23 protein-coding genes are annotated in these 24,431 nt (G+C 67.4%); 13 read left to right on the forward strand and 10 right to left on the reverse strand.

All coding sequences use genetic code 11. The features are described from left to right. Window positions 1-72: 72 nt before the first annotated feature. Window positions 73-1,296, forward strand: coding sequence for a mannosyltransferase (locus tag ACFWVD_RS01845; protein ID WP_379240936.1), 1,224 nt, complete (start codon window positions 73-75; stop codon window positions 1,294-1,296). Here the strand turns inward: ACFWVD_RS01845 and ACFWVD_RS01850 are convergent. Together ACFWVD_RS01850 and ACFWVD_RS01855 are read right to left on the reverse strand one after the other, a co-directional pair. Then, on the reverse strand, window positions 1,293-1,589 hold the full coding sequence (locus tag ACFWVD_RS01850) for a 4a-hydroxytetrahydrobiopterin dehydratase (RefSeq protein WP_379240020.1): 297 nt from the start codon (window positions 1,587-1,589) through the stop codon (window positions 1,293-1,295). The genes ACFWVD_RS01845 and ACFWVD_RS01850 overlap by 4 nt on opposite strands. A 20-nt stretch (window positions 1,590-1,609) precedes the next feature. Continuing rightward, window positions 1,610-1,786 carry a hypothetical protein gene (locus ACFWVD_RS01855; RefSeq protein WP_379240021.1) on the reverse strand — a complete coding sequence of 59 codons (177 nt, stop codon included), beginning with the start codon at window positions 1,784-1,786 and terminating at the stop codon, window positions 1,610-1,612. 126 nt (window positions 1,787-1,912) lie between these two features. Here ACFWVD_RS01855 and typA point away from each other — a divergent pair, with 126 nt between their 5' ends. From typA to ACFWVD_RS01880, 5 genes are all read left to right on the forward strand, one after another. After that, a complete protein-coding gene (gene typA / locus ACFWVD_RS01860; RefSeq protein WP_379240022.1) occupies window positions 1,913-3,814 on the forward strand; it encodes a translational GTPase TypA in 1,902 nt (633 codons plus the stop codon). 147 nt (window positions 3,815-3,961) lie between these two features. Beyond that, window positions 3,962-5,695: an ABC transporter family substrate-binding protein gene (locus tag ACFWVD_RS01865; RefSeq protein WP_379240937.1), complete on the forward strand. Its 1,734-nt coding sequence runs from the start codon at window positions 3,962-3,964 to the stop codon at window positions 5,693-5,695. Then, window positions 5,692-6,567, forward strand: a complete 876-nt coding sequence (gene mshB / locus ACFWVD_RS01870; RefSeq protein WP_379240023.1) for an N-acetyl-1-D-myo-inositol-2-amino-2-deoxy-alpha-D-glucopyranoside deacetylase — start codon at window positions 5,692-5,694, stop codon at window positions 6,565-6,567. Before ACFWVD_RS01865 ends, mshB begins: the two co-directional genes overlap by 4 nt. Window positions 6,568-6,664: 97 nt before the next feature. Continuing rightward, window positions 6,665-8,080 (forward strand): amino acid permease, encoded by a 1,416-nt coding sequence (locus tag ACFWVD_RS01875; protein WP_379240024.1) that lies wholly within the window; start codon window positions 6,665-6,667, stop codon window positions 8,078-8,080. A gap of 10 nt (window positions 8,081-8,090) precedes the next feature. Next, window positions 8,091-8,504 (forward strand): hypothetical protein, encoded by a 414-nt coding sequence (locus ACFWVD_RS01880; protein ID WP_379240025.1) that lies wholly within the window; start codon window positions 8,091-8,093, stop codon window positions 8,502-8,504. Here ACFWVD_RS01880 and ACFWVD_RS01885 read toward each other — a convergent pair. The 4 genes from ACFWVD_RS01885 to ACFWVD_RS01900 all read right to left on the reverse strand — a co-directional run bounded on the left by ACFWVD_RS01885 (window position 8,501) and on the right by ACFWVD_RS01900 (window position 11,736). Further along, window positions 8,501-8,848 carry a DUF1622 domain-containing protein gene (locus tag ACFWVD_RS01885; RefSeq protein WP_379240026.1) on the reverse strand — a complete coding sequence of 116 codons (348 nt, stop codon included), beginning with the start codon at window positions 8,846-8,848 and terminating at the stop codon, window positions 8,501-8,503. The two genes, ACFWVD_RS01880 and ACFWVD_RS01885, sit on opposite strands and share 4 nt — an antisense overlap. 54 nt (window positions 8,849-8,902) lie before the next feature. Then, entirely contained in the window at window positions 8,903-9,637 is a 735-nt protein-coding gene (locus ACFWVD_RS01890; protein WP_379240027.1) for a TetR/AcrR family transcriptional regulator, read from the reverse strand. 30 nt (window positions 9,638-9,667) lie between these two features. Further along, entirely contained in the window at window positions 9,668-11,164 is a 1,497-nt protein-coding gene (locus tag ACFWVD_RS01895) for a PH domain-containing protein (RefSeq protein ID WP_379240938.1), read from the reverse strand. A gap of 71 nt (window positions 11,165-11,235) precedes the next feature. Continuing rightward, window positions 11,236-11,736, reverse strand: a complete 501-nt coding sequence (locus ACFWVD_RS01900) for a PH domain-containing protein (protein ID WP_379240028.1) — start codon at window positions 11,734-11,736, stop codon at window positions 11,236-11,238. A gap of 126 nt (window positions 11,737-11,862) precedes the next feature. On the opposite strand from ACFWVD_RS01900, the gene ACFWVD_RS01905 reads away from it, so the two are divergent. The 5 genes from ACFWVD_RS01905 to ACFWVD_RS01925 all read left to right on the forward strand — a co-directional run bounded on the left by ACFWVD_RS01905 (window position 11,863) and on the right by ACFWVD_RS01925 (window position 18,207). Further along, window positions 11,863-14,463 carry a bifunctional FO biosynthesis protein CofGH gene (locus ACFWVD_RS01905; RefSeq protein WP_379240029.1) on the forward strand — a complete coding sequence of 867 codons (2,601 nt, stop codon included), beginning with the start codon at window positions 11,863-11,865 and terminating at the stop codon, window positions 14,461-14,463. A 119-nt stretch (window positions 14,464-14,582) separates the two neighbouring features. Then, window positions 14,583-14,906, forward strand: coding sequence for a ferredoxin (gene fdxA / locus ACFWVD_RS01910; RefSeq protein WP_056813450.1), 324 nt, complete (start codon window positions 14,583-14,585; stop codon window positions 14,904-14,906). A gap of 26 nt (window positions 14,907-14,932) precedes the next feature. Next, window positions 14,933-16,018, forward strand: coding sequence for a succinyldiaminopimelate transaminase (dapC, locus tag ACFWVD_RS01915; protein WP_379240030.1), 1,086 nt, complete (start codon window positions 14,933-14,935; stop codon window positions 16,016-16,018). 176 nt (window positions 16,019-16,194) lie between these two features. Further along, window positions 16,195-17,778 carry a serine/threonine-protein kinase gene (locus tag ACFWVD_RS01920; RefSeq protein WP_379240031.1) on the forward strand — a complete coding sequence of 528 codons (1,584 nt, stop codon included), beginning with the start codon at window positions 16,195-16,197 and terminating at the stop codon, window positions 17,776-17,778. A gap of 57 nt (window positions 17,779-17,835) precedes the next feature. Continuing rightward, a complete protein-coding gene (locus tag ACFWVD_RS01925) occupies window positions 17,836-18,207 on the forward strand; it encodes a DUF4186 domain-containing protein (protein ID WP_379240032.1) in 372 nt (123 codons plus the stop codon). A 77-nt stretch (window positions 18,208-18,284) separates the two neighbouring features. On the opposite strand, the gene ACFWVD_RS01930 is transcribed toward ACFWVD_RS01925, so the two are convergent. Next, a complete protein-coding gene (locus tag ACFWVD_RS01930; protein ID WP_379240033.1) occupies window positions 18,285-19,130 on the reverse strand; it encodes an oxygenase MpaB family protein in 846 nt (281 codons plus the stop codon). A 129-nt stretch (window positions 19,131-19,259) separates the two neighbouring features. Between ACFWVD_RS01930 and ACFWVD_RS01935 the strand changes: the two genes are divergently transcribed. Continuing rightward, a complete protein-coding gene (locus ACFWVD_RS01935) occupies window positions 19,260-20,681 on the forward strand; it encodes an acyl-CoA synthetase (protein ID WP_379240034.1) in 1,422 nt (473 codons plus the stop codon). A 17-nt stretch (window positions 20,682-20,698) separates the two neighbouring features. Here the strand turns inward: ACFWVD_RS01935 and ACFWVD_RS01940 are convergent, their stop codons facing one another. The 3 genes from ACFWVD_RS01940 to dapD all read right to left on the reverse strand — a co-directional run bounded on the left by ACFWVD_RS01940 (window position 20,699) and on the right by dapD (window position 23,131). After that, a complete protein-coding gene (locus ACFWVD_RS01940) occupies window positions 20,699-21,370 on the reverse strand; it encodes a molybdopterin-dependent oxidoreductase (protein ID WP_379240035.1) in 672 nt (223 codons plus the stop codon). Between the two features lie 131 nt (window positions 21,371-21,501). After that, window positions 21,502-22,080: a hypothetical protein gene (locus tag ACFWVD_RS01945; protein WP_379240036.1), complete on the reverse strand. Its 579-nt coding sequence runs from the start codon at window positions 22,078-22,080 to the stop codon at window positions 21,502-21,504. 100 nt (window positions 22,081-22,180) lie between these two features. Continuing rightward, window positions 22,181-23,131 (reverse strand): 2,3,4,5-tetrahydropyridine-2,6-dicarboxylate N-succinyltransferase, encoded by a 951-nt coding sequence (gene dapD / locus ACFWVD_RS01950; RefSeq protein WP_379240037.1) that lies wholly within the window; start codon window positions 23,129-23,131, stop codon window positions 22,181-22,183. Window positions 23,132-23,314: 183 nt separating this feature from the next. Here dapD and dapE point away from each other — a divergent pair, with 183 nt between their 5' ends. After that, entirely contained in the window at window positions 23,315-24,409 is a 1,095-nt protein-coding gene (gene dapE / locus ACFWVD_RS01955) for a succinyl-diaminopimelate desuccinylase (RefSeq protein WP_379240038.1), read from the forward strand. The last annotated feature ends 22 nt before the right edge of the window (window positions 24,410-24,431 follow it).

Consider the following 24,431-nt stretch of genomic DNA (forward strand, 5'->3'; position numbering starts at 1 on the left):
CGGTGCGCGTGGCCGCCGGTCGGGGGCTGGTTACAGTACGGAGGCGAACGTCTCACCCATTCGACCGAAAGCCTGGCCTTGAACCGACACCTCCGATGGGCTCTCGTGCTGCTCGGACTGTCCGTGCTGGCCCGGCTGGCCTGGATGTTGTTCGCCCCGAACGGGCTCAATGTCGTCGACCTGCACGTGTACGTGGACGGGTCGGCCTCGCTGCTCACCGATCGGCTCTACGACTTCACCTATTCCGAGGTGACCCCGGACTTCCCGCTGCCGTTCACCTATCCGCCCTTCGCGGCACTGGTGTTCTTCCCGCTGCACTATCTGCCGTTCACGCTCGTGGCGATCGGGTGGATGCTGGCCACGGTCGCGGCGCTGTACGGCGTGATCAGGATCAGTTTCGAATTGCTGCTGGGCGCGGACAAGGCGAAGCAGACGCCGTGGATCACCGCCGCGGTCGGCTGGACCGCGCTGGGGGTGTGGCTGGAGCCGGTGCGCACCACCATCGACTACGGGCAGGTCAACGTCTTCCTGGTGTTCGGCGCGATGTTGGCCGTGCGCAGCGCGCGCTGGTGGATCTCGGGCACGCTGGTCGGCGTGATCGCCGGCATCAAACTGACCCCGGCCATCACCGGCCTGTACTTCGTGGCGCGCCGCCGGTGGGCCACGGTGCTGTGGTCGGCGGCGGCCTTCGGGCTGACCGTGGCTGTGAGCTTTCTCATCAACGCGCACGAGGCGAAGCGCTATTTCGGCACCCTGCTCGGTGACGCCGACCGGATCGGCCCGGTGGCCTCGGTCTGGAACCAGTCGCTGCGCGGCGCGCTGAGCCGCATCCTCGGACACGACGTGCAGTCGGGTCCGTGGTGGATCGCCGCGGTGCTGGTCACCGTCGTGCTGACGTTGCTCGCCTGGCGAACCCTGGGCCCCGATGATCGCCTCGGCACGCTGGTGCTGGTGCAGCTGTTCGGCCTGATGATCTCGCCGATCTCCTGGTCACACCACTGGGTGTGGCTGATCCCGACCGTGCTGTGGCTGCTGTACGGGCCGCTGCGCGACGAGCGGGTCGCGCGCCTGCTGGCGGGGTTCTGGGTGGTGACGATGCTGGTCGGCGTGCCGTGGGTGCTGTCGTTCGCCCAGCCCGACATCTGGACCATCCCGCGTCCGTGGCCGCTGGCGTGGCTGGGCGCGGTCGATGTGATCGGCGTGTTCGTGCTGCTGGTGTGGTTGATCTGGCGCGGCCGCGACACGCTGGTCGCGCACCTTCCCGGCCGTCGCGCGGCCGGGATCGCGGCGAGTTAGAACGACTTGTCGACGAGTTCGTCGATGGTGTGCGCCATCGCTGTGTCGAGGGCGGTGAGGCCACCTTCGGAATGCGTGCTCAACACGAAACGTAGTGTGCGCCAACGGATATCGATATCGGGATGATGGTCGGCGGCCTCCGCGGCGGCAGCGACCTTGCGTACCAACGCAATTCCGTCGAGGAAGCTGGGTGCCTTGACCGTTCGAGTGATCGCGTCACCCTCGCGTGACCACTGCGGCAGCGTGCCCAGTGCGATGGTGAGTTCGGGCGCGGAAAGCTTCGGAGTACCCATGACTCGTTTGTACGCCGGCCCTACTTGACGCGCGCCGCCTTCAAAGCTTTTTTGAGATCTTTGCCGCATATTCCGGCGGCTTCGGCCTTCTTCATTCGCATGATGACGACCGGGCATTTGAAGCAGCGAGTCTTCTTCCTGCAGCACTTTTTCTTCGGCTTCAGGCTCGAGACCTTCTTCGCCTTCACCTTGCCCATAGTGACTTAGCGTAGCCTAAGTACAAAGCCTGACACGAGGGTGCCGCTTCGGTACCGGTAAGCTACACAAGGCCGCGATGCCAGATGAATGCGCGCCAAATACCCCAACAGCAGGAGGATCCAGGCGTGTCGTCTTCACGCGATTTTCGCAACGTCGCCATCGTGGCCCACGTCGACCACGGCAAGACGACGCTGGTCGACGCCATGCTTCGTCAGTCGGGCGCGTTCGCGGAGCGAGCAGAACTGGTCGACCGAGTCATGGACTCCGGTGATCTCGAGCGCGAGAAGGGCATCACCATTCTCGCGAAGAACACCGCAGTTCATCGCCACAATCCCGACGGTTCTCTGACCGTCATCAATGTCATCGACACCCCCGGCCACGCCGACTTCGGTGGCGAGGTCGAGCGCGGCCTGTCCATGGTCGACGGCGTCGTGCTGCTCGTGGACGCGTCCGAGGGCCCGCTGCCCCAGACCCGTTTCGTGCTGCGCAAGGCCCTCGCGGCCAAGCTGCCGGTCATCCTGGTCGTGAACAAGACCGACCGTCCCGATGCCCGCATCGCCGAGGTCGTGTCCGAGTCGCACGACCTGCTGCTCGACCTGGCGTCGGACCTGGACGACGAGGCCGCCGAAGCCGCCGAGCTGGCGCTGGACCTGCCGGTGCTGTATGCCTCGGGCCGTGAGGGCAAGGCGTCCAAGACCGCTCCCGAGAACGGTGCCGCTCCCGACGCCGAGAACCTCGACGCCCTGTTCGACGTGCTGATGGAGTACATCCCGGCACCGAAGAGCAACAAGGACGCGCCGCTGCAGGCCCACGTCACCAACCTCGACGCGTCGGCGTTCCTCGGCCGTCTGGCCCTGGTTCGTATCTACGCCGGCGAGCTGCGCAAGGGTCAGAACGTCACCTGGATCAACGCCGACGGCGCCAAGACGGTCAAGATCACCGAGCTGCTGCAGACCATCGGTGTCGAGCGTCAGCCCGGCGAGGTCGCCGAGGCCGGTGACATCGTCGCCATCGCCGGTATCCCCGACATCATGATCGGCGACACCCTCGCCGACCCGGACAACCCGGTTGCGCTGCCGCGCATCACCGTCGACGAGCCCGCCATCTCGGTGGTCATCGGCACCAACACCTCGCCGCTGGTCGGCCGGGTGCAGGGCCACAAGCTCACCGCCCGGATGCTCAAGTCGCGCCTGGATCAGGAACTGATCGGCAACGTGTCGCTGCGCGTGCTCGACATCGGCCGTCCCGACGCCTGGGAGGTGCAGGGTCGTGGTGAGCTGGCGCTGGCCATCCTGGTCGAGCAGATGCGTCGTGAGGGCTTCGAGCTGACCGTCGGCAAGCCGCAGGTGGTCACCAAGCAGGTCGACGGCAAGACCCACGAGCCGTTCGAAGAGCTGACCATCGACTGCCCCGACGAGTACCTGGGTGCTGTCACCCAGCTGCTGGCCGCCCGCAAGGGCAAGATGGTGCAGATGAGCAACCACGCCGCCGGTTGGGTGCGCATGGAGTTCATCGTGCCCTCGCGTGGCCTGATCGGCTTCCGCACCGTGTTCCTCACCGACACCCGCGGCACCGGCATCGCCAACGCCGTCGCGCACGGTTACGCGCCGTGGGCCGGTGAGATCCGCGGCCGCCACACCGGTTCGCTGGTGTCCGACCGCGCCGGCACCGTCACCCCGTTCGCGATGATCCAGCTGGCCGACCGTGGTCAGTTCTTCGTCGAGCCGGGCGCCGACACCTACGAGGGCATGGTCGTGGGCATCAACCCGCGTGCCGAGGATCTCGATATCAACGTGACCCGCGAGAAGAAGCTGACCAACATGCGCAGCGCCAACGCGGACACCTTCGAGACCATGGCCAAGCCGCTGCAGCTCGACCTCGAGCTGGCGATGGAGTTCTGCACGGAGGACGAGTGCGTGGAGGTCACCCCCGAGGTGATCCGCGTGCGCAAGCTCGTGCTCGACTCCAACCTGCGTGCGCGTGACCTGTCGCGTCGCAAGGCCCGTGACAAGGCCGCCGCGAACTAAGGCGTATCTCTGACGGCGTCGGCCGGGTTCCTGCAATGGACCCGGCCGACGCCTTTTTGTGGGCCTGATGTGGCCGAACGACAGTCGATCGAACGGTTGGGTAGAGTGCGCAGGGTGAGTCTGGGGCGGCGCGCAGGGTGGCGCGCGATGGTGTTGGCAATGATCGCCTCGACGGCGGTCGTGGCCGGGTGCACGGCGAATCCGCCACCGCCGATCGAGTCCACCGACTCGCCGAAGACCACCACCGCCAAGCCGGGCAAGAACACCGTCGTGGTCGCGATCGACGACATCGGCATCGGTTTCAACCCGCATCTGCGCTCGGACCAGTCACCCGCGACCAGTGCGGTCAGTTCGATGGTGCTGCCCAGTCCGTTCCGCGCCGCGCCCACGCCCGTGCATCCCGGTCTGGTCGACTGGGTGCCCGATTCCGCGCTGATCGTGTCGGCCGACGTGACCGCCCACGAGCCCTTCACCATCACCTACACCCTGCGCAACCAGGCCAATTGGTCCGACGGCGCGCCGATCGCCGCCGAGGATTTCCGGTTCCTGTGGCAGCAGATGATCAGCCAGCCCGGCGTGGTCGACCCGGCCGGCTACCGGCTGATCTCGGACGTGGCGTCCTCGGGCGGCGGCAAGACCGTCACCGTGACCATGACCCAGCCGTATCCGGCCTGGCGGGAACTGTTCTCGAACCTGCTGCCCTCGCACCTGGTCAAGGATTCCCCCGGCGGGTTCACCAGCGGCCTGGTCGACAAGATCCCGGTCTCGGGCGGCAACTTCACCATCAAGTCGGTGGATCGCGGTCGCGACGAGATCCTGCTCGAACGCAACGACCGCTTCTGGGGCACCCCCGCCTCCCCGGATCAGATCCAGTTCCGCCGCGGCGGCACTCCCTCGCAGCTGGCCGAATCGTTGCGCACCGGCGACGCGCAGATGGCGCTGGTGCACGGCGGCGTGGCCACGCAGGCGCAACTGGCCGCGATCCCGTCGGTGCGGACCACGATCATGCCGCAGGCCCGCGAACTGCAACTCGCGCTCAACGGACGTTCCGGCGACCTCGCCGACGTCCGGGTCCGCAAGGCGGTGCTGGCACTGCTGGACCCGGCCCTGCTGGCCACCGTCGGCGCGCAGACCGGCGGCTGGGTGGAACCCGCACGCGCGCAAGTACTTCCGCCGTCCAGCCCCGACTACGTGCCGACCGCGCCGCCGCGGATGAACACCGACGAGGCGTTCGCGCTGCTGGCCGAGGCCGGTTTCGGCCGCGCACCGGAGACACCGCAGACCGGTTCGCCGACTTCGCCTGCGCCACAACCACGTTCGGTGGCCCGCAACGGCAAGGGATTGTCGGTGCGGATCGGCGTGGTCAGCGACGACGCGTCAGCGCTGGCGGTGGCCAATACCGCCACCGACCAATTGCGCAGTGCCGGAATCGATGCCACCGTGCGCGCGATGGCCGCCGACGAGCTGTACGGCAAGGACCTCACCGAATCCTCGGTCGACGCGATCGTGGGCTGGGAGTTGGCGGGCGGCGATCCCGGCACCGCGCTGGCCTCGCGCTACGGCTGCGCGCCGACCGCACCGGCGGGCGCGGACGGTCCGGTGTTGGCCGCGGCGGAGGCATATCGCAAGGCGCCCAGCAACATCGGCGGCGTATGCGACCCGACGCTGCAGTTCCCCATCGACGAGGCGCTGCGCGGCATCGATGTGCCGCGCGTGCTGGCCGAGGCCGAGCCGCGGCTGTGGGAGCTGGCCACGGTGCTGCCGATCGTGCAGGACAACGTCGTCGCGGCGGCCGGTCCTCGCGTGGACGGTGTGTCGCTGTCGGGCGCGATCCAGGTCGGCATCTTCGGTGACACGGCGCAGTGGCGGAGGATTCCATGACCGGCGGACTGCTGCTGGTGCACGCGCACCCCGATGACGAAACCCTCACCACCGGTGGCACTATCGCGCATTACCGCAGCCAGGGCGTCCCGGTCACCGTGGTGACGTGCACGCTCGGCGAGGAAGGCGAAGTCATCGGCGAACGCTGGTCGCGTCTGATCGCCGCGGAAGCCGACCAACTCGGCGGTTACCGCATCAGCGAACTCACCGCCGCCCTGTCCGCGCTGGACGCGGGCGAGCCGCACTTCCTCGGCGGCCCCGGCCGATGGCGCGATTCCGGCATGGCGGGCACCCCGTCGGCGGCGAACCCGCGGGCCTTCGTGCACTCCGGTGACGCGGCGGTCGACGAACTCGTCGCGGTGATCCTGGAACTGCGCCCGCAGGTGGTGGTCACCTACGACCCGCGCGGCGGCTACGGCCATCCCGACCACATCCGCGCGCACGAGATCACCACCCTCGCGGTGGCGGCCGCCGCCGAACAGGGCTGGGACGTGCCCAAGTTCTACTGGACCGTCACCGACGGCGACCTGCTGCGCCAGCACACCGCCGCGCTGGCCCGTCGCACCGTCGACGAGCTACCCGGCGCCCTGCCCGCGGGCTGGCGCCTACCCACCGAAGCCGAGCTGGCGGGCATGTCCACCAGCGGAGTGACCACCGTGGTCGACGTCTCCGACGTGGTCGCGGCCAAGCGCGCCGCCATGCGCGCGCACGCCACCCAGGTCACCGTCGCGCCCAGTGGCCGGGAATTCGCTCTGTCGAACAACATCGCCCTGCCGGTCCTGCCGGAGGAGCACTTCACCCTGGTGCGCGGCACGCGGGGGCCGGTCGGCGCGGACGGGTTCGAGCACGACCTGTTCGCCGGTCTCGATTGAGTCGCTAGCCACAGGGTTGCCCGTGCGTGGCCGCGCGGTTGCCGGTAGCGTTCCGGTGTCCGCGTACACGGGTGTTTCGCACGATGGGTGGCGTGTCATGAGCGCTGTGGGTGATCGACCGAAACTCGACGCCGAAGACGAGGGGTATCACAAATCCCTGGGCAAACGTCAGCTGATGATGATCGCCATCGGCGGCGCGATCGGCACGGGCCTGTTCCTGAGTTCGGGTGGCCGCTTGGCCAGCGCCGGACCCGCGCTGTGGATCGTGTACGCGGTGTGCGGCGTGTTCGTGTTCTTCATCCTGCGCGCACTGGGCGAGCTGGTGCTGCACCGCCCGACCTCGGGTTCGTTCGTGTCCTACGCACGCGAATTCCTCGGGGAGAGAGCAGCTTTCGTCGCGGGTTGGATGTACTTCCTGAACTGGTCGATGACCGGCATCGCCGACTCCACCGCCATCGCACTGTATTTCCACTACTGGCAGCCGATGACCTCGGTACCGCAGTGGGTGCTGGCGCTGATCGCGTTGGTGATCGTGTTGATCGTGAACCTGGTGAGCGTCAAGGCTTTCGGTGAGTTGGAGTTCTGGGCGGCGCTGGTGAAGGTGACCGCGCTGTGCGCGTTCCTGGTGATCGGCACGGTGTTCCTGTTGGGCCGCTTCACCATTCGCGGTGAACCGACGGGCATTCCGGTGATCACCGAACACGGCGGCCTGTTCCCGACCGGCATCCTGCCGCTGGTCACGGTCACCTCGGGCGTCATCTTCGCCTATGCCGCAGTCGAATTGGTCGGCACGGCCGCGGGCGAGACCAAGGACCCCGAGAAGCTGATGCCCAAGGCGATCAACTCGGTGATCGTGCGGATCGCGGTGTTCTACGTCGGTTCGCTGCTGCTGCTCGGCCTGCTGATGCCGTACACCTCCTATCACGCGGGGGAGAGCCCGTTCGTCACGTTCTTCGCCGCGCTGGGCGTGCCCGGTATCGGTTCGCTGATGAATATCGTGGTGCTCACCGCGGCGTTCTCGAGTCTCAACGCCGGGCTGTATTCCACCGGCCGGATCCTGCGTTCGATGTCCATGCGGGGCAGCGCCCCCAAGTTCACCTCGGTGATGAGCGGTCACGGCGTGCCCTACGGCGGCATCCTGCTCACCTTCGGTATCGCGTTGCTCGGCGTGGTGCTCAACGGATTCGTGCCCGATCAGGCGTTCGAGATCGTGCTGAACATGGCGTCGCTGGGCATTCTGTCGTCGTGGGCCACGATCGTGCTGTGTCAGCTGCGGATGTACCGGATGTGGAAACAGGGGCAGATCGAGCGGCCCGCGTTCCGGATGATCGGCGCGCCCTATACCGGGGTGGCGACGCTGATCTTCCTGTTCACGGTGCTGGTGTTGATGGCGATCGACCGCCCGGTGGGCACTTGGACGGTGGCGAGTCTGGTGATCATCGTGCCCGCGCTGCTGATCGGCTGGCGCTTCTCCGGGGCGCGTGCGGCGCAGCTGACGCACCCGGCCGAATAGACTCCCGACCATGGTCACCGCCTCCGATCAGCCCACCGCCGTGCTGCGGACCTCCCGCCTGGCACTGCCCGACCCGCTGATCTCCGGTCTGATCGTGGTGCTGCTGTTGCTGAACGCGCTGATCACCCTGGCCGTGGAAGTGCTGTTCCTGCCGACCTACATCGGCTCGGTGCCGTTCCCGGTGTCGGCGCTGCTGGCCGCGCCGATCAACATCGCGCTGGTCTACGGCATGGAGTCGGTGACCGACCGGATCGGCTTCACGTTCGCCCCGATCGTGGTCTGGGTGTTCGGGTTCCTGGTCTGCGCCTCGCGCGGACCCGGCGGCGACATCATGCTCGGCAGCGACGGCCGTACCCTGCTGCTGTTCGGCTGCGGTGTGCTCGCGCCCGCGGCCTACCTGTATTACCGCTCGAACTCCCGCTAGGTGGCCTTTTTCTGCCACGGCCACTGGCCGGTGAGTTCGAGTTCCAGCGAATAGCTCAGGAACGTGCGCACCAGCACGATCAGCGCCAGCACGCCGACGCTGGTGAAGCTGGGTGCGATGGCCACGGTGCGGATGATGTCGGCGGCGACCAGGAACTCCAGCCCCAACAGAATCGCCCGGCCCAGTCCCCGCCGATACGTGCGATAGGCGAGGTCGAACTCCTGGTGCCCGGCCAGTTGCCGCAGGAACCGGATCGTGCCGACCAGCCCGCCGATGACGATCGCGGCCACGCCCGCGGCGTCCAGGACCTGGCCCGCGGTCTCGATGATCTCGGTGAACTGCACGGCAACACCCCTTGCGTCGGCGGCACGGCGATCGCTTCGAACGCTACGCCGCGCCTAGCGCGCCTGCCGTGCCACCGCGCCGTCGAGAATCAGGTCGACGGCCTGGGTGAAGCGGCTGCGCAGACCACCCGCGGCCTCCTCGACGATCTGCGATCGCTGCTGGGTGTAGCGCTTGTGCAGGCGCGGATACTGCCGTGACGCGGTGATGCTGGCCGCCATCACCTGGTCGGCCCACTGCTGAGCGGGCAGACCGCTGCGCGCGATGGTCATGCGCATCGCGGCCTCGTTCCCGCACGAACCGACGACGAACTCGAACACGGTGTTGGTGGTGATGTCGGTGACCTCGTCGTCGAAACCCGCGGCTTCCACGATCGCGATCATCGAGTCGGTCAGGCGCATCATGTTGGGGCCGAGGTAGGTCAGGGCGGCGCTGCTGAGCACCACCGTGATCCACGGATGGGCCAGCATGGTGGCCCGCAAACCGTTGACCTGCTCGTGCATCACCTCGCGCCAGCGCACGGGATCCGGTGTGGGCGTTGGCACTTCACCGATCACCTGGTCCACGACCAGTTCCAGCAGTTCGTCCTTGTTGGCCACGTGCAGGTACAGCGAGGTCGCGCCTGCGCCCAGTCGTGCGCCGAGTTTGCGCATGCTCAACGCGTCGAAGCCGTCGGCGTCGAGCAGGGCGATGGTCTCGGCGACGATCTGGTCGCGGCTCAAGGTCGGCTGGTCGCGGGGTTCGGGCGCGGGCCTGGTCCACACCGACTGGTATTCCGTCGAGCTCGGCATTACTTCTCCTCGCTGTTGTACGGCCTGTCGTCAGCGTGTGCCCAGGCGACCGGGGGTCACTGCTTCGATCAGGGTGGCGGCTTCGTCGATCGGGATATCGATGACCTGGTAGGCCTTCTTGCCCGCCGCGGTGGCAGCTATGACGGTGGCGAGGCCGGATCGACGCTGCCAAAAGGTTTGGCGCACAGTCCATCCGATGATGCCGGGGGATTCGAGGCAGTCGCGGTTGCGGTCGAGGCTGCCGCTGCGGGTGATCAGCCAGGTGGGGCCGGTGGTGCCAGGAAGGACGCGGTGGCCGAGGCCTCGGTAGCGGTCTTCGGCCAGGGCCGCCATGACCAGGGCGAGGGTCAGGGGGATAGCCCAGGTCCACGGGGGGAGGTGGCGGCCGGTGAGGGTGAGGGCGAGCATGGCTGCGGCCAGGACTGCGACCGGGAACAGTGCGCGGATGTAGCGGCGGCGTCGGGCTGCGGGGCCGTGTCGGTGGAGTGCGATGGTGCCCAAGGTGGTGCCGGTAATCGGCTGGGGTGCAGTCGAATTCGCCGTTGACGCGTGTGGGCGGCGGCGGGTGCGCAGGAGTTCGTCGAGGGTGCGTTCGACCGCGACGCGTGGGGCCTGCGGGAGGATCTTCTGGCGCGGATTCTCGCCGGTCATGATCATTTCCAACTGGGCGGCACGGGCGGCGCGCAGCAGCAGCGGTTCGTTGAGGGTGGCGCCGCGGAAGCGGGCCAGGTCGAGGGTGATCTGGCGGGTGGTGAACAGGCCGTGGCGCAGGTGCAGGGTGGTGCCGTTGTCGAGCACGCGCAGGCCGAACCAGGTGGCGAGGTAGTGCGCGCACGCGGCCAGGCTCACCAACACCAGCGACAGCACGGTCAGACCGACGATGACGATGGCTACTCCGGCCACGCTGTTGTCGCCGAGGCCTTGCACCGCAGAGCTTTTCGAGATCATCTCGATGAGCCCGTACTGTGCGGCCAGGCCCACGATCGGCGCGAAGATCGCCAGACCGGTCAGCGACAACGGCGCGTATCGCACCCATGCCGCCTGCCAGTGTCCGATCTCGACACCGGTTTCCCCGCTCGGATCATGAGGAATTCCAACGGTTTCGACAGAGGCTGGACGGTGTTCGGCTGTGTGCGAGAGCAATTCGGATCGCAGCGCCGAGATACGACTCTTGTCGAGCGCGTCGAGTTTGAATTCTTCCCCCTTGGCCGCCTGATTCCCGGTCCCGATCGCCAACACCGCCAACCCCAGAACCCGGTGCAGCACATCGGCTTCCACATCCACCGACCGAATACGCGGCCGCGGCACCGACAGTGTCCGCCGCTGCACGATCCCGCTGCGCAACTGCACATGATCGGCGTCGATCCGATACGTGGTGGTGAACCAGCGCGCCACACCGAACGCCGCGACCAGCGTCACCGGAATCAGACTCCACAGCGGGTTGCCACTGGTCGTGCCGACGATGACTGTGCCCAGCAGCACCGGAATGTATTTCACGATCTCGGTGACCGGGTACACCAGCAACATGCGCGGATCCAGACGCTGCCATTCCACGGGCTGGGTCACGTCGTGGGGTTGGGTCACGTCGTGGGGCTGGGTCACGTCGCGTCCCCACGGTGCTGCGCCGCGATCGCGGTCAACCGCAGCACCGTCTCCTCGGCGACCGGGCGATCCAGCGCACTGATCTTCACCGCCCCCGCCGACGACGCGGTAGTCACCGTGACCGTCGCCAACCCCAGCATCCGTTCCAACGGTCCACGCTCGGTGTCCACGGTCTGCACCCGCGAGATCGGCGCGACCCGCGACTCCTGATCCAGCCACCCCACCCGCGTGTACACAGCCTCATCGGTGACCTCCCAGCGGTGCACAGCGAACCGCCACGCGGGAATCACGACCACGGCCACCACCGCCAGCGCCGCGACAGCCAGCGCCGCGACCACCTGCCACCCCCGGTGCCCGTCGTCGAGCACCGCCCACACCGCCAGCGCCACGAACGCGATGACCACCCCGATCGCGTTCTCCAGCGCCCACAGCAGCTTGGCCTTGGAACTGGGACGCCAGGCCGGTTCGGCCAGGATGGTGGAGCGCGGCAACGACATGTGCCCATGGTTCCATGCGCGGGCGTGCGGTTCACGCTGTCGGGAATATGCGCGCTCGCGTGCGAGGTTGTGGTCGACGAGGACGCGCGCGACCAGCCGACCACACGTCCCGGGAAGAAGTAGCGCATGATCGACGGGGTGACCGACTTGCCGAAGCCGAGCGTTCCGATGCCGCCGCCGAATCCCGCCGCGATGCGTCGGGCCCTGCGCCGGGCCCGCGACGGCGTCACCTTGAATGTCGACGAAGCCACCGTGCTGCTGCACGCCACCGGCGACGACCTGGTCGATCTGTGCGCCAGCGCCGCCAGGGTGCGCGACGCGGGCCTGGAATCGGCGGGGCGCCCACGCACGATCAGCTACTCGCGCAATGTGTTCATCCCGCTGACCAAGCTGTGCCGGGACAAGTGCCACTACTGCACGTTCGTGACGGTGCCGGGCAAGCTGCGCGCCGACGGCAAGGGCATGTTCCTCGAACCCGACGAGGTGCTGGACATCGCCCGTCAGGGTGCCGCGCTGGGCTGCAAGGAGGCCCTGTTCACCCTCGGTGACCGGCCCGAAGACCGTTGGCCCGAGGCCGCGCAGTGGCTCGACGAACGCGGCTACGACTCCACTCTGGACTACCTGCGTGCCGTGTCCATCCTCGTGCTCGAGGAAACCGGCCTGCTGCCGCATCTGAACCCCGGCGTGATGAGCTGGAACGAGATCTCCCGGCTCAAGCCGGTCGCCCAGTCCATGGGCATGATGCTGGAAACCACCGCGACCCGGCTGTTCACCGACAAGGGCGAATGCCATTACGGCAGTCCCGACAAGGATCCGGCGGTGCGGCTGCGGTCGATCACCGACGCGGGCCGACTCTCGGTGCCGTACACCACCGGCATCCTGGTCGGCATCGGCGAGAATCTCACCGAACGTGCCGAGTCGATCATGGCGATTCGCAAGCAGCACAGGGAGTTCGGTCACATCCAGGAAGTGATCGTGCAGAACTTCCGGGCCAAGGACGACACCGCCATGCGCGATGTTCCCGACGCCGATGTCGCGGAGTTCCTGGCCACCGTCGCGGTGACGAGATTGCTTCTCGGACCCGATGTTCCGGTGCAGGCCCCGCCGAACCTGGTGTCGCACAGCGATTGCCGTGCGTTGATCGACGCGGGTATCGATGACTGGGGTGGGGTGTCGCCGGTGACGGTGGATCACGTCAATCCCGAACGGCCGTGGCCGAACCTGGATACCCTGCGCGAGATCACCGAAGCGGCCGGGTTCACCCTCGTCGAACGCACCTCCGCGCACCCGAAATATGTTCGCGCGGGCCATCCTTGGATCGACCCGCGAATCGGCGCGCACGTCGACGCGCTCACCGATCCCGCGACCGGTTTGGCCAGGCGGGACGCGATGCCGGTCGGCCTGCCGTGGCAGGAACCCGACGAGTCGTGGGATTCCGTCGGCCGCGTCGACCTCAACACCGCCATCGACACCGAGGGCCGAAACACCGACAGCCGCAGCGATTCCGGCCTCGGCCAGGAAGTCGTCGGCGCGTTCGGTGACTGGGAAACCATCCGCGAACACGCCCGCGACCTGGCCGTCGTCGCCCCAGAGCGCCTGGATTCCGAAGTCCTCGACGCCCTGCGCGCCGCGGAAAAGGACCCGGCGGGCCTGTCCGACGACCAGTATCTCGCCCTGGCGACCGCCGACGGCGCGAACATGGAAGCCGTTGCGGCACTGGCGGATTCACTGCGCCGTGAGGTCTCCGGCGACGACGTCACCTACGTGGTCAACCGGAACATCAACTTCACCAACATCTGCTACACCGGCTGCCGGTTCTGCGCCTTCGCCCAACGCAAGGGCGACGCCGACGCGTTCACCCTGAGCACCGACGAGGTCGCCGACCGGGCGTGGGAAGCCCACGTCGACGGCGCCACCGAAATCTGCATGCAGGGCGGCATCGACCCCGAACTGCCCGTCACCGGCTACGCCGACCTGGTCCGCGCCATCAAGGCCCGCGTCCCGGACATGCACGTGCACGCGTTCAGCCCGATGGAAATCGTCAACGGTGCCTCGCGCGGCGGCCAGAGCATCCACGAGTGGCTGTCGGCGCTGAAAGAGGCCGGCTTGGGCTCGATCCCCGGCACCGCCGCGGAAATCCTCGACGACGAGGTCCGCTGGGTGCTCACCAAGGGCAAACTGCCCACCTCGGCCTGGATCGAGGTCATCACCACCGCGCACAAGCTGGGCATCCCGTCGAGTTCGACGATGATGTACGGCCACGTCGACAACCCGAAACACTGGGTCGGTCACCTGCGCGTGCTGCGTGGAATCCAGGACGAGACAGGCGGTTTCACCGAATTCGTGCCGCTGCCGTTCGTGCACCAGAGCGCGCCGCTGTACCTGGCGGGCGCCGCGCGACCGGGCCCGACCAACCGCGACAACCGTGCCGTGCACGCCCTGGCCCGCATCATGCTGCACGGGCGCATCCACAACATTCAGACCAGCTGGGTGAAACTGGGAACCCTGGGTACCCAGGCCATGCTCACCGGCGGCGCCAACGACCTGGGCGGCACCCTGATGGAGGAAACCATCTCCCGCATGGCCGGATCCCAACACGGCTCCGCCAAAACCGTCGCCGAACTCACCGACATCGCCGCGGGCATCAACCGCCCGGTCTGCGAGCGCACGACCACCTACGGAGTGGTGGAATCCAGGCCTGCGCCACTGCCCTTGGCGATCCGATGAGACTGCCCTTGACGATCGGATGAGTTAGGGCAGGCTGACCTGGGAGTAATGTGGGCGGTCGGGATACTGTTTCGGGGGCGGAGTTACCCCGCAGGTGAGGACAGACTAGGAGAACGGCAGTGCCGTACATCATCGCTGAACCGTGCGTTGACGTGAAGGACAAGGCGTGCATCGAGGAATGCCCCGTGGATTGCATCTACGAGGGCGGTCGCATGCTCTACATCCAACCCGACGAGTGCGTGGACTGTGGTGCGTGTGAGCCGGTCTGCCCCGTGGAGGCGATCTTCTACGAGGACGACACTCCGGACCAGTGGAGCGGTTACATCAACGCCAACGTCGACTTCTTCAACGAGCTGGGATCCCCCGGTGGCGCGACCAAGGTCGGTGTGGTCGATTTCGATCCCGCCTTCATCAAGGCGCTGCCCCCGATGGCCGAAGAGTGAGCGCGGGGGTGCCCACGCGTGGTCGTGTGAGCGGTCTGCTGCCTGATTTTCCGTGGGACACGATCGCCGCGGTGAAGCAGAAGGCGGCCGCGCATCCGGGTGGCCTGGTCGACCTGTCCGTCGGTACGCCGGTGGACCCGGTCGATCCGGTGATCCGGGCCGCCCTGAGTTCGGTGGCGGCCGTTCCCGGCTATCCGACCACGCACGGCACCCCTGAGCTGCGCGCCGCCGCCGTCGCCGCACTGGCGCGGCGGTTCGGCGTCACCGGCGTCGACCCGGCGGCCGTGCTGCCGGTGATCGGCACCAAGGAGCTGATCGCCGGGCTGCCCAGGCTGCTGGGCCTCGGCCCCGACGATCTGGTGGTGATCCCCGAGATCGCCTACCCGACTTACGAAGTCGGCGCGCTGCTGGCGGGCGCGAAGCCGTGGCGCGCAGACGGTCTCACCCAGATCGGCCCGCAGAACCCAGCCCTGATCTTCGTGAACTCCCCGTCCAACCCCACCGGCAAGGTGCTGCCCATCGAGCACCTGCGCAAGGTGGTGGCCTTCGCCCGCGAGCGCGGCGCGATCATCGCCTCCGACGAGTGCTACCTGGGCCTGACCTGGGAAGGCGAAGCCGTCTCGATCCTGGACCCGCGCGTGAGCGACGGCGACCACACGGGTCTGTTGGCCATCCACTCCCTGTCGAAGACCTCGAACCTGGCCAGCTACCGCGCCGGCTTCGTCGCCGGTGATCCCGCGCTGGTCGCGGAACTCCTGGAAGTGCGCAAACACTCCGGGATGATCATGCCGTTCCCGATCCAGGCCGCCATGACCGCGGCTTTGAGCGACGACGTCCACGAAGCCGAACAGCGCGAGCGTTACCGCGCCCGCCGCGACATCCTGCGAAAGGCCTTGCAGCAGGCCGGTTTCCGCATCGATTTCTCCGAAGCCGGCCTCTACCTGTGGGCCACCCGCGGCGAACCCTGCCGCATCACCCTCGACTGGCTGGCCGAACGCGGAATCCTCGCCGCCCCAGGAGATTTCTACGGTCCGCGCTCGCCCGAACACGTGCGCATCGCACTGACCGCCACCGACGAACGCATCGCCGAGGCCGTCGAGCGGTTGTCCTGAGCTGCGCGTAGCCCAGGTACCCCCGAACTGCGCCGACCTACGAGCGGTGGCGCTACGTGGCGCAGGTGATGTTTGTCGCAACGTCGTGCACCGCCAGCGCGACCGGCCAGAGTATCCGCGGCGCTCGGCCCGGTTAGGGTCATGCGATCGGCGCGAAATCGAAAGGCTGGCAACGCATGCACGGGGTGGAGTTCGCAGCGGGCACGGTGTTCGCCGGGTATCGGATCGACCGGCTGCTCGGCCGGGGCGGAATGGGCACCGTGTACTTGGCGGCGCACCCCCGCCTGCCACGACGGGTCGCGCTGAAACTGCTGAACCGGGAACTGTATTCGGACCCGGAGGTGCGCGGCCGATTCGAGCGCGAGGCCGACGTCTCGGCGCACCTGGACCATCCCGGCATCGTGTCAGTGCTCGATCGTGGGGTCGAAAACGGCCTGATGTGGATCTCCATGCAATACGTCGACGGCGCCGACGCCTCGGTATTCCGCAGGGAGCCCATGGATCCCGCCCGCGCGATCGGCATCATCGCCCACACCGCCGAAGCGCTGGACTACGCCCACGAACGCGGCGTCCTACACCGAGATGTGAAGCCCGCCAACATCTTGCTGGCCCCCGCCCGCACCGGCGACCGCGTGCTACTCACCGACTTCGGCATCGCCCGCCTCCGCGGCGACGCCCGCCAACTCACCCGCACCGGCGCCTTCCTCGCCACCCTGGCTTACGCGTCCCCCGAACAACTCTCGGGCACCGCCGTCGATCACCGCTCCGACCAGTACTCCCTCGCCTGCACCCTGTTCACCCTCCTCGCCGGCGAAAGCCCTTTCCCCGCAGACAATCCCGGCGCAGTCGTCGCCGCCCACCTGACCAAACCCGTTCCCCGAGTGTCGGCCACGATCGGCAACCTGCCGCCCGGAATCGACGAGGTCATCGCCCGAGCAATGGCGAAGGATCCCGCCGAAAGATTCGACAGCTGTGCAGAATTCGCCCACGCGGCGTTGACAGCCACAGGGCCTGCCTCGCGCGATATCGCCAGTGGCCGGGTGACCCCACTGTCTCTGGGCCGGGCCGACATCGGCACTGCGGCGAGCGAATCCGTGCCACTGCTCCCGGAACGCTGGGCGGCGCGCACGGAGGTCAGCGCACCCGGCCACACGCTCATTCGATCCGAACCGCTCGGCTCAGCCCATCGACCACAGCCTGCTGTTTCCTCGCGATGGCGGGTGCTCGCGGTGAGCCTGATCGTGCTCGCCATGGTCGCCGGTGTCGGCGTGATCGGTGTCGGCGCGATATACTGGAAGTTCGTGCGCCCCAACCGAGTTGCGCCCCCGCCCAACTGGGGTGGCCACGCGTCGGTCGCGTCGGGCTTCACCGATCTGATCCCGTCCGGCCCGACCGGACGCGGCTGGCGGGAAGCGAGTTGCTTCGCCACACCGTCGCTGGTCGTGTTGCCCGGTGATCCGGCCCCGGCACAGCAGATCACCTGCACCGACACCAACGGCGTCACCTCCTGGTACACCGAATTCCCGACAACCGCCGACGCCGACGCCTACCTCGCCCGGCACACCACCGAAGACACCACCCGCCAACTCCCCGACACCACCGTCACCGCCCACCGCCCGCGCGACCCCGGCGCACCGTTCACCCTCGCGACCAGGGAACACGGCAACCCACTCAGCGCGAACACAGTGGTAGAGGTGTCGTGGCCGGGCCATTCCTTCGAGGAAACCCGCGACAACTGGTGGCAGCAAGCCCCGTTCTGAGCCGGCGCCCAGGATCGTTATCGCCGAGCATCGGCAACCGTGACACCATCGAAGGTGATGGACGACTTGGATGCCAAGCTGCGCCGAATCGGACAGCAGCCCTTCCGCGCGAAGTTCCGCCTCTACGGCCGGGACCGGGCGATCGTCGACCTGCGCGGCATCGTCACCGTCCGCAAACACGCCGAGGAACTGATCGGAACCCGCCTCGCCCCTGCCGAACCTCGCAACGACGGAAAGCAAACCCCCTACCGCGGCCACCCCGTCTTCGTGGCCCAACACGCCACCGCGACCTGCTGCCGAACCTGCCTGTCGAAATGGCACGACATCCCCGCGGGCCACGCCCTCACCGACCCCGAACGCACCTACGTCATCGACGTCATCACCCGCTGGATCACCCTCCAATACGCCCCCGGCGAGCCACCCACCTAGGTGGACAATTGATCACCACGCTCTCAGCGTGGCGATTCGGACAAAACGCCGCGCTGAGAGCGTGGTGATCTTGATCGTCAGATGAGGGGCTTGCCCCGGCGTCGGCGGCGGCGCATGTCGGCGAGGGTGGCGTTGAAGGGGAAGTTGCGGATTATGCGGGGTGTGCGGCCCCAGATGATGCCGGTGGTGCGCAGGAGGCGGTTCAGGCGGCGTTCGTCGGTGGGGGTCCAGGGCAGGCCTAGTTCGTCTCGAATGTGTTGGGGGAGTAGGCCTGTGGTGTACCAGCGGTGGAACGGGGCGAAGAGCACGCGCACGGGTGGGGTGACCATTTTCAGGTCGAGCAGCTTGTCGAAGTAGGCCTTGATCGTGGGGTCGACGCTGGTTCGGGGGAGGTTCTCGGTCCAGTAGGCGTCGAAGGCGGCGCGGTCGGCGGGCCACATGTCGCGGGGGACCTGGAGGGTGGTGCCCAGGTGGTGGGCGTAGTCGTAGAAGGTGTCGGCGGTGGTGTCGTCGACGGGGCCGTAGAGGCGGGTCATCACGTCGATCGAGCCCCAGTACAGGCAGGCCGCCACCCACAGTTGCAGGTTCTTGTCGAAGGCGTTGTACCGCACGGGGCTGTCGGCGGTGGAGTGGACGTGGCGGTGCGCGCCGTTGATGGCGGTGCGGTAGGCCGCGCGGTCGTCGTCGGTGCCCATCAGCGCCACCGACAGGTAGGTGAGCGTGGTCCGGGTGCGTTTGACCGGGTGCAACAGGATGCTGCCGCTGTGGACTGTCGATTCCGCGACGCCGTGGCCGACGGGGGGCAGGCTGAGCTGCATGATCACATTCGCGGTCGCGCCGTAGAAGGCGGCGGCACCGTCGATGTAGTCGCGGATGTCGAAGGGTTCGGCCTTGCGGGAACGCGTGCGCGACAGGACGGTCATCGTTGACCCCGTTTTCGTTGGTGAGCACTCTCGCTGAGAGAGTTATACAAAGAATGTCTCATCACGTCGTCGGGGTGTCAATGGACCGGCGGCGCGCGGAGCCGAATCCCGTCGCGTTAGCGTGGACGGATGCCCTACGGTCCGCCCCTGCTGCTCGCCTCGCTGAATCCGATCGCCGTCGCCGCCGGAGCTGACATCCCCGACGCCGTCACCATCGATGATGCCACCGTTTCGCGCAGTGATCTGCTGGGTGCGGCAACTTCGGTGGCGGAACGCATTTCCCGCGCCGACCGCATCGCGATCCTGGCCGAACCGACCCTGCGCACGGTGATCGCGGTGGTCGGGTGTCTGATCGCGGGCGTGACGGTGATCCCGGTGCCGCCGGACTCGGGAACCGCTGAGCGCGAACACATTCTGCGCGATTCGGGTGCGCAGGCCTGGTTGGGTGTGGCGCCCGAGGGCACGGATCTGCCGGTGGTGCCCGTGCGCTTGCACGCGCGTTCCTGGCACACCTACGCCGAACCTGACCCGTCCGCGATCGCGTTCATCCTCTACACCTCGGGAACCACCGGCCCGCCGAAGGGCGTGATGCTCAGTCGCGGCGCGATCGCGGCCGGGCTCGACGCGCTCGCCGACGCGTGGGCCTGGACGTGGAAAGACACTCTGGTACACGGACTTCCGCTGTTCCACGTGCACGGACTGATCCTCGGACTGCTCGGCCCGCTGCGGATCGGTAGTCCGGTAATTCACACCGGCAAGCCGACTCCCGAGGCGTATGCGGCGGCTGCGGGCAGTCTCTATTTCGGGGTGCCTACGGTGTGGTCGCGGATCGTCGAAAAGCCGGAACTGGCCGAGGAATTGAGTAAGGCCCGCTTGCTGGTCTCCGGTAGCGCCCCGCTGCCCGTGCCAGTATTCGAGAAGCTGGCCGAGCTCACCGGCCACGCGCCGATCGAGCGGTACGGCATGAGCGAAACCATGATCACCCTGTCCACCCGGGCTGACGGCGAACGCAGGCCCGGCTGGGTCGGCACGCCGGTGCAAGGAGTGGAAACGCGCCTGCGCGACGAAGCCGACAACCCTGTGCCGCACGACGGCGAAAGCATTGGCGCCCTGCAGGTTCGGGGGCCGATGTTGTTCGCCGGCTATCTGAACCGCCCCGACACCGGCGACTGGACCGACGACGGCTGGTTCCGCACCGGCGACGTGGCCGTCATCGACGCGGACGACTTCCACCGCATCGTCGGCCGCGAGTCCATCGACCTCATCAAATCAGGCGGTTTCCGCATCGGCGCGGGCGAGATCGAAACCGCCCTGCTCGGCCACCCCGCCGTCGCCGAGGTCGCGGTCGTGGGCCTACCCGATGACGATCTCGGCCAGCGCATCGTGGCGTTCATCGTCGCCCGCGACGGAAGTTCCCCCGCGCTCGCCACAGAGCTGACCGCCTATGTAGGCGAACAACTTTCGGCCCACAAACGCCCGCGTGAAATCCGCTTCGTCGACACACTGCCACGCAATGCGATGGGCAAGGTGCAGAAGAAGCTGCTCGCCTGACTCGCAGGCGGCGGATTTCACTCGGTCGATTCGCGACTTCCCCGAGCACTCAATGCCCGAATCGGCCCGATCAACCGGTGATAAATCGGCCGCACCACCCGACCGGGCAAATACCGGTGCCGCTCCTCGTTCCACACACGCGCCCTCGCGTGCGCGGCCAACGGCGAGAACCGGTCGGGATCTGGCGGTGCGGAAGTGTGAAAGTCGATGCGGCACAGGTGTTTTGTATTGACGAACCCATACTGACTCGGACTCACCAACCGCACCGGCGCACCGTGATCACTGGTCAGCGGTTCCCCGTCGAGCCGATCGGCAATGAGCACGTTCTCTGCCAACGCGTCCTCGATCAACGCAATCGACTGATACCCGTCGAGGCCTTCGAAAACAACGTGAGTGATCGAAACAGTCGGTGCGAGAAGCGGTTCCACCCTCATTCGATAGAAGGTCGCAAATGGAATCCCCTCCCACCGCAACCCGGTCGCAGACCACCCCGCCACACAGTGGAAGTCGGCTTTCAACTCCACCCGCGGCAACTCGGCCAGGTCGCCTGTAGTCAGGACGAAGGGCTCGCTAACCGCCCCACCGACCTCGATCACCGGATCCGCGGGAACCTGCGGTGGCGGGTGATGCAGGTGCGTACCGAAGCGAGGAAAGCCATCGATCGCGCGCTGACCAGGGGGAAGTACCATGCCGAACCTCCAGATATACGGTTGCGTATATCTATCGAGCGTACGCCACGAGCACCACCTGCGACAGCCTCACAGCGAAAAGGCCTCGCACTCCGAAGAGTACGAGGCCTGTCGCTACAGCGAGCTGAAGATCAGGGCTGGCCGGTCAGGTACGCGACCACGGCTTCGCGGAACTCCTCGCCGCCCATCACATAGCCGCCGATGAACATGCCGGCGGGGATGGTGACGAACCACAGGAACGGGAAGAACAGGCCGATGACGCCGCCGACGATGATGCCGGGCATGTTCTTCTGGGTCTGGTACATGAAGCGGTCGTAGGCGCTGATGTCCTTCAGTTCCGCGACGTCGTGCAGCTTCACCGAATCCGCCGGCGCCATCGAGGCGGCCAGCTTCACGGCGCGGCCGTCCTGGCTGATCTCGGGGGTGACCGCGATCGGCAGGCCCGCGATCTCCTGGCGCAGCGAGACCTGGTCGACCGTGGCACCGTCGGCGCCCTTGAGTAGCACCGTGGCACCGTCGGCGGCGATCTCGAACTTGCCGCTGTCCACGGTCCAGGTGATGGCCTTGTCCACCGGGGAAACCGTCACGCCGGCCAGCGCCGCCGCGGGCTGCTCGATGGCGACGGCGGGCGCGCCGTGAGCGGTGCCCGCGGTGATGCCGACCGCGGCCACGGCCATGAATACAGCAGTACTGATTTTTCCGAACTTCATACTCTGTGAATCCCTCCGCATTCGCTGTCCCCGAACGGGACCGCGCACGGGAGGTAACGAAAACATAAAGTACTGCCGCACTTCAAGACCTGAGCGTATTTCAGTCGTTGGCGTGCAGGGCCGCGTTGAGTTCCACGCCGGTGCCCTTACGCGGCACGACCTCGACCGCGCCGGTGGTGGAATTGCGGCGGAACAGCAGGTTGTTCTGCCCGGAAAGACTGGCGGCCTTCACCACAGTGCCGTCGGGGCCGGTGACCTTCGTGCCCGCGGTGACGTAGAGCCCGGCTTCGATCACGCAGTCATCGCCCAGCGAGATACCGAGGCCCGAGTTGGCGCCCAGCAGCGAACGCTCGCCGACCGAGATCACCTGCGTGCCACCGCCGGACAGCGTGCCCATGATGGACGCGCCGCCGCCGACATCGGAACCGTCGCCGACCACGACACCGGCCGAGATCCGACCCTCGACCATCGAGTTACCCAGCGTGCCCGCGTTGAAGTTGACGAAACCCTCGTGCATCACGGTGGTGCCCGCGGCCAGGTGCGCGCCGAGGCGAACCCGGTCGGCGTCGCCGATGCGCACACCGGTGGGGACCACGTAGTCGACCAGGCGGGGGAACTTGTCGATGCTGAGCACCGTCACCGGGCCGCGGGCGCGCAGCTTCAGGCGGGTCTGCTCGAAGCCGTCGACCGCGCACGGGCCGTGGTTGGTCCACACCACATTGCTGAGCAGGCCGAACTGGCCGTCCAGGCTCAGGCCGTGCGGCTGCACGAGACGGTGCGAGAGCAGGTGCAGGCGCAGGTAGACGTCGTGCGCGTCGACCGGGGCGGCCGACAGGTCCGCGATCGTGGTGCGCACCGCGATCACCTCGACCCCGCGCGCCGCGTCCACACCGAGCAGCTCGGCGAACTCGGGCACCTCGCCGGCGTCGAGACGCTTCGAGCCGGTTTCGGTGAACTCGCCCAGCTCGGGGCTGGGGTACCAGGTATCGAGGACGGTTCCGTCCGAGGTCACATTGGCGATGCCGACTGCAGTTGCTCCCTGAATACTCACAGCTCTATCTTGCCGGGCCGACGTCTGTGGGTGTTCCGCGGGTGTGGACTGGCGTAATCACGCACTTCGACCGTTTCCAGTCAGTTTTCTGACCGGAAGAAGCCGAATTGCGTGATTATGCCGGTCCGGCCTCGCCGTGCCGGACTCGTCACGTGCATCTCGGTCCCGTACTAGTGTCGAGATGTGACCCTCGATTTGCGTGCCGATCCCATCCAGTTGACCGCCGCCCTCGTCGACGTGCCCAGCGTGTCGCGCGACGAGGCCAAGATCGCGGACATGGTCGAGCAGGCGTTACGCGAGCAGACCACCGGCTTCGAAGTGGTGCGGCACGGCAACGTGGTGCTGGCCCGCACACAGCGCGGGTTGCCCACGCGGGTGATCCTGGCCGGGCACCTGGACACGGTGCCGATCGCCGACAACGTGCCGAGTCGACCCGACGAGGTCGACGGTGAACCGGTGCTGTTCGGTTGCGGCACAGTCGATATGAAGTCCGGCGACGCGGTGTTCCTGCACCTGGCCGCCACCATCGCCGACCCCGCCCACGACCTGACGTTGATCTTCTACGACGGCGAGGAGATCGCCGCGGAGTTCAACGGCCTCGGCCAGATCGAGCGGGAACTGCCGGAATGGCTCGAAGGCGATCTGGCGATTCTCGGTGAGCCCTCGGCAGGTTGGATCGAAGCCGGCTGCCAGGGGACCTTGCGGGTGCGCTTGACCACCTCCGGCGTTCGCGCGCACACCGCACGAGCATGGCTGGGGGAGAACGCCATTCACGATATGGCGCAGGTGCTGGTTCGGCTGTCGGCCTATGAACCGCGACAGGTCGACATCGACGGTTGCGTGTACCGCGAAGGGCTGTCGGCGGTTCGGGTTTCCGGCGGGGTCGCGGGCAATGTGGTGCCCGATGTCGCCGAGATGGATGTGAACTTCCGTTTCGCTCCCGATCGCAGCGTCGAACAGGCCATCGCGCACGTTCGCGAGGTCTTCGACGGGCTCGATGTGGCCTTCGAAGTCACCGACTTCTCACCCGGCGCGCTGCCCGGCCTCACCGCCCCCGCGGCCCGCACGCTCATCGACTCGGTCAACGCCCACGGCGGCGGCGGGGTGCGCGCCAAGTACGGCTGGACCGACGTCTCCCGCTTCGCCGCGCGCGGCATCCCCGCGGTCAACTTCGGCCCCGGCGACCCCAACCTCGCCCACAAACGCGACGAACACGTCCCGCTGAGCCAGATCACCGCCGTCACCGCCATGCTGCGGACCTACCTGTCGCGCCCCTGACGGAGCCTGCCCGCGACACAGT

The sequence above is a fragment of the Nocardia sp. NPDC058666 genome, assembly GCF_042714895.1.
Lineage (GTDB): Bacteria > Actinomycetota > Actinomycetes > Mycobacteriales > Mycobacteriaceae > Nocardia.

Excerpts from the sequence above, each read along its gene's own strand:
- ACFWVD_RS01850 (WP_379240020.1), bottom strand. The coding sequence starts at position 1,589 with ATGGGTACTCCGAAGCTTTCCGCGCCCGAACTCACCATCGCACTGGGC.
- ACFWVD_RS01855 (WP_379240021.1), bottom strand. The coding sequence starts at position 1,786 with ATGGGCAAGGTGAAGGCGAAGAAGGTCTCGAGCCTGAAGCCGAAGAAA.
- ACFWVD_RS01865 (WP_379240937.1), top strand. The coding sequence starts at position 3,962 with ATGGTGTTGGCAATGATCGCCTCGACGGCGGTCGTGGCCGGGTGCACG.
- mshB (WP_379240023.1), top strand. The coding sequence starts at position 5,692 with ATGACCGGCGGACTGCTGCTGGTGCACGCGCACCCCGATGACGAAACC.
- ACFWVD_RS01875 (WP_379240024.1), top strand. The coding sequence starts at position 6,665 with ATGAGCGCTGTGGGTGATCGACCGAAACTCGACGCCGAAGACGAGGGG.
- ACFWVD_RS01880 (WP_379240025.1), top strand. The coding sequence starts at position 8,091 with ATGGTCACCGCCTCCGATCAGCCCACCGCCGTGCTGCGGACCTCCCGC.
- ACFWVD_RS01890 (WP_379240027.1), bottom strand. The coding sequence starts at position 9,637 with ATGCCGAGCTCGACGGAATACCAGTCGGTGTGGACCAGGCCCGCGCCC.
- ACFWVD_RS01895 (WP_379240938.1), bottom strand. The coding sequence starts at position 11,164 with ATGTTGCTGGTGTACCCGGTCACCGAGATCGTGAAATACATTCCGGTG.
- ACFWVD_RS01900 (WP_379240028.1), bottom strand. The coding sequence starts at position 11,736 with ATGTCGTTGCCGCGCTCCACCATCCTGGCCGAACCGGCCTGGCGTCCC.
- ACFWVD_RS01905 (WP_379240029.1), top strand. The coding sequence starts at position 11,863 with ATGATCGACGGGGTGACCGACTTGCCGAAGCCGAGCGTTCCGATGCCG.
- ACFWVD_RS01920 (WP_379240031.1), top strand. The coding sequence starts at position 16,195 with ATGCACGGGGTGGAGTTCGCAGCGGGCACGGTGTTCGCCGGGTATCGG.
- ACFWVD_RS01925 (WP_379240032.1), top strand. The coding sequence starts at position 17,836 with ATGGACGACTTGGATGCCAAGCTGCGCCGAATCGGACAGCAGCCCTTC.
- ACFWVD_RS01930 (WP_379240033.1), bottom strand. The coding sequence starts at position 19,130 with ATGACCGTCCTGTCGCGCACGCGTTCCCGCAAGGCCGAACCCTTCGAC.
- ACFWVD_RS01935 (WP_379240034.1), top strand. The coding sequence starts at position 19,260 with ATGCCCTACGGTCCGCCCCTGCTGCTCGCCTCGCTGAATCCGATCGCC.
- ACFWVD_RS01940 (WP_379240035.1), bottom strand. The coding sequence starts at position 21,370 with ATGGTACTTCCCCCTGGTCAGCGCGCGATCGATGGCTTTCCTCGCTTC.
- ACFWVD_RS01945 (WP_379240036.1), bottom strand. The coding sequence starts at position 22,080 with ATGAAGTTCGGAAAAATCAGTACTGCTGTATTCATGGCCGTGGCCGCG.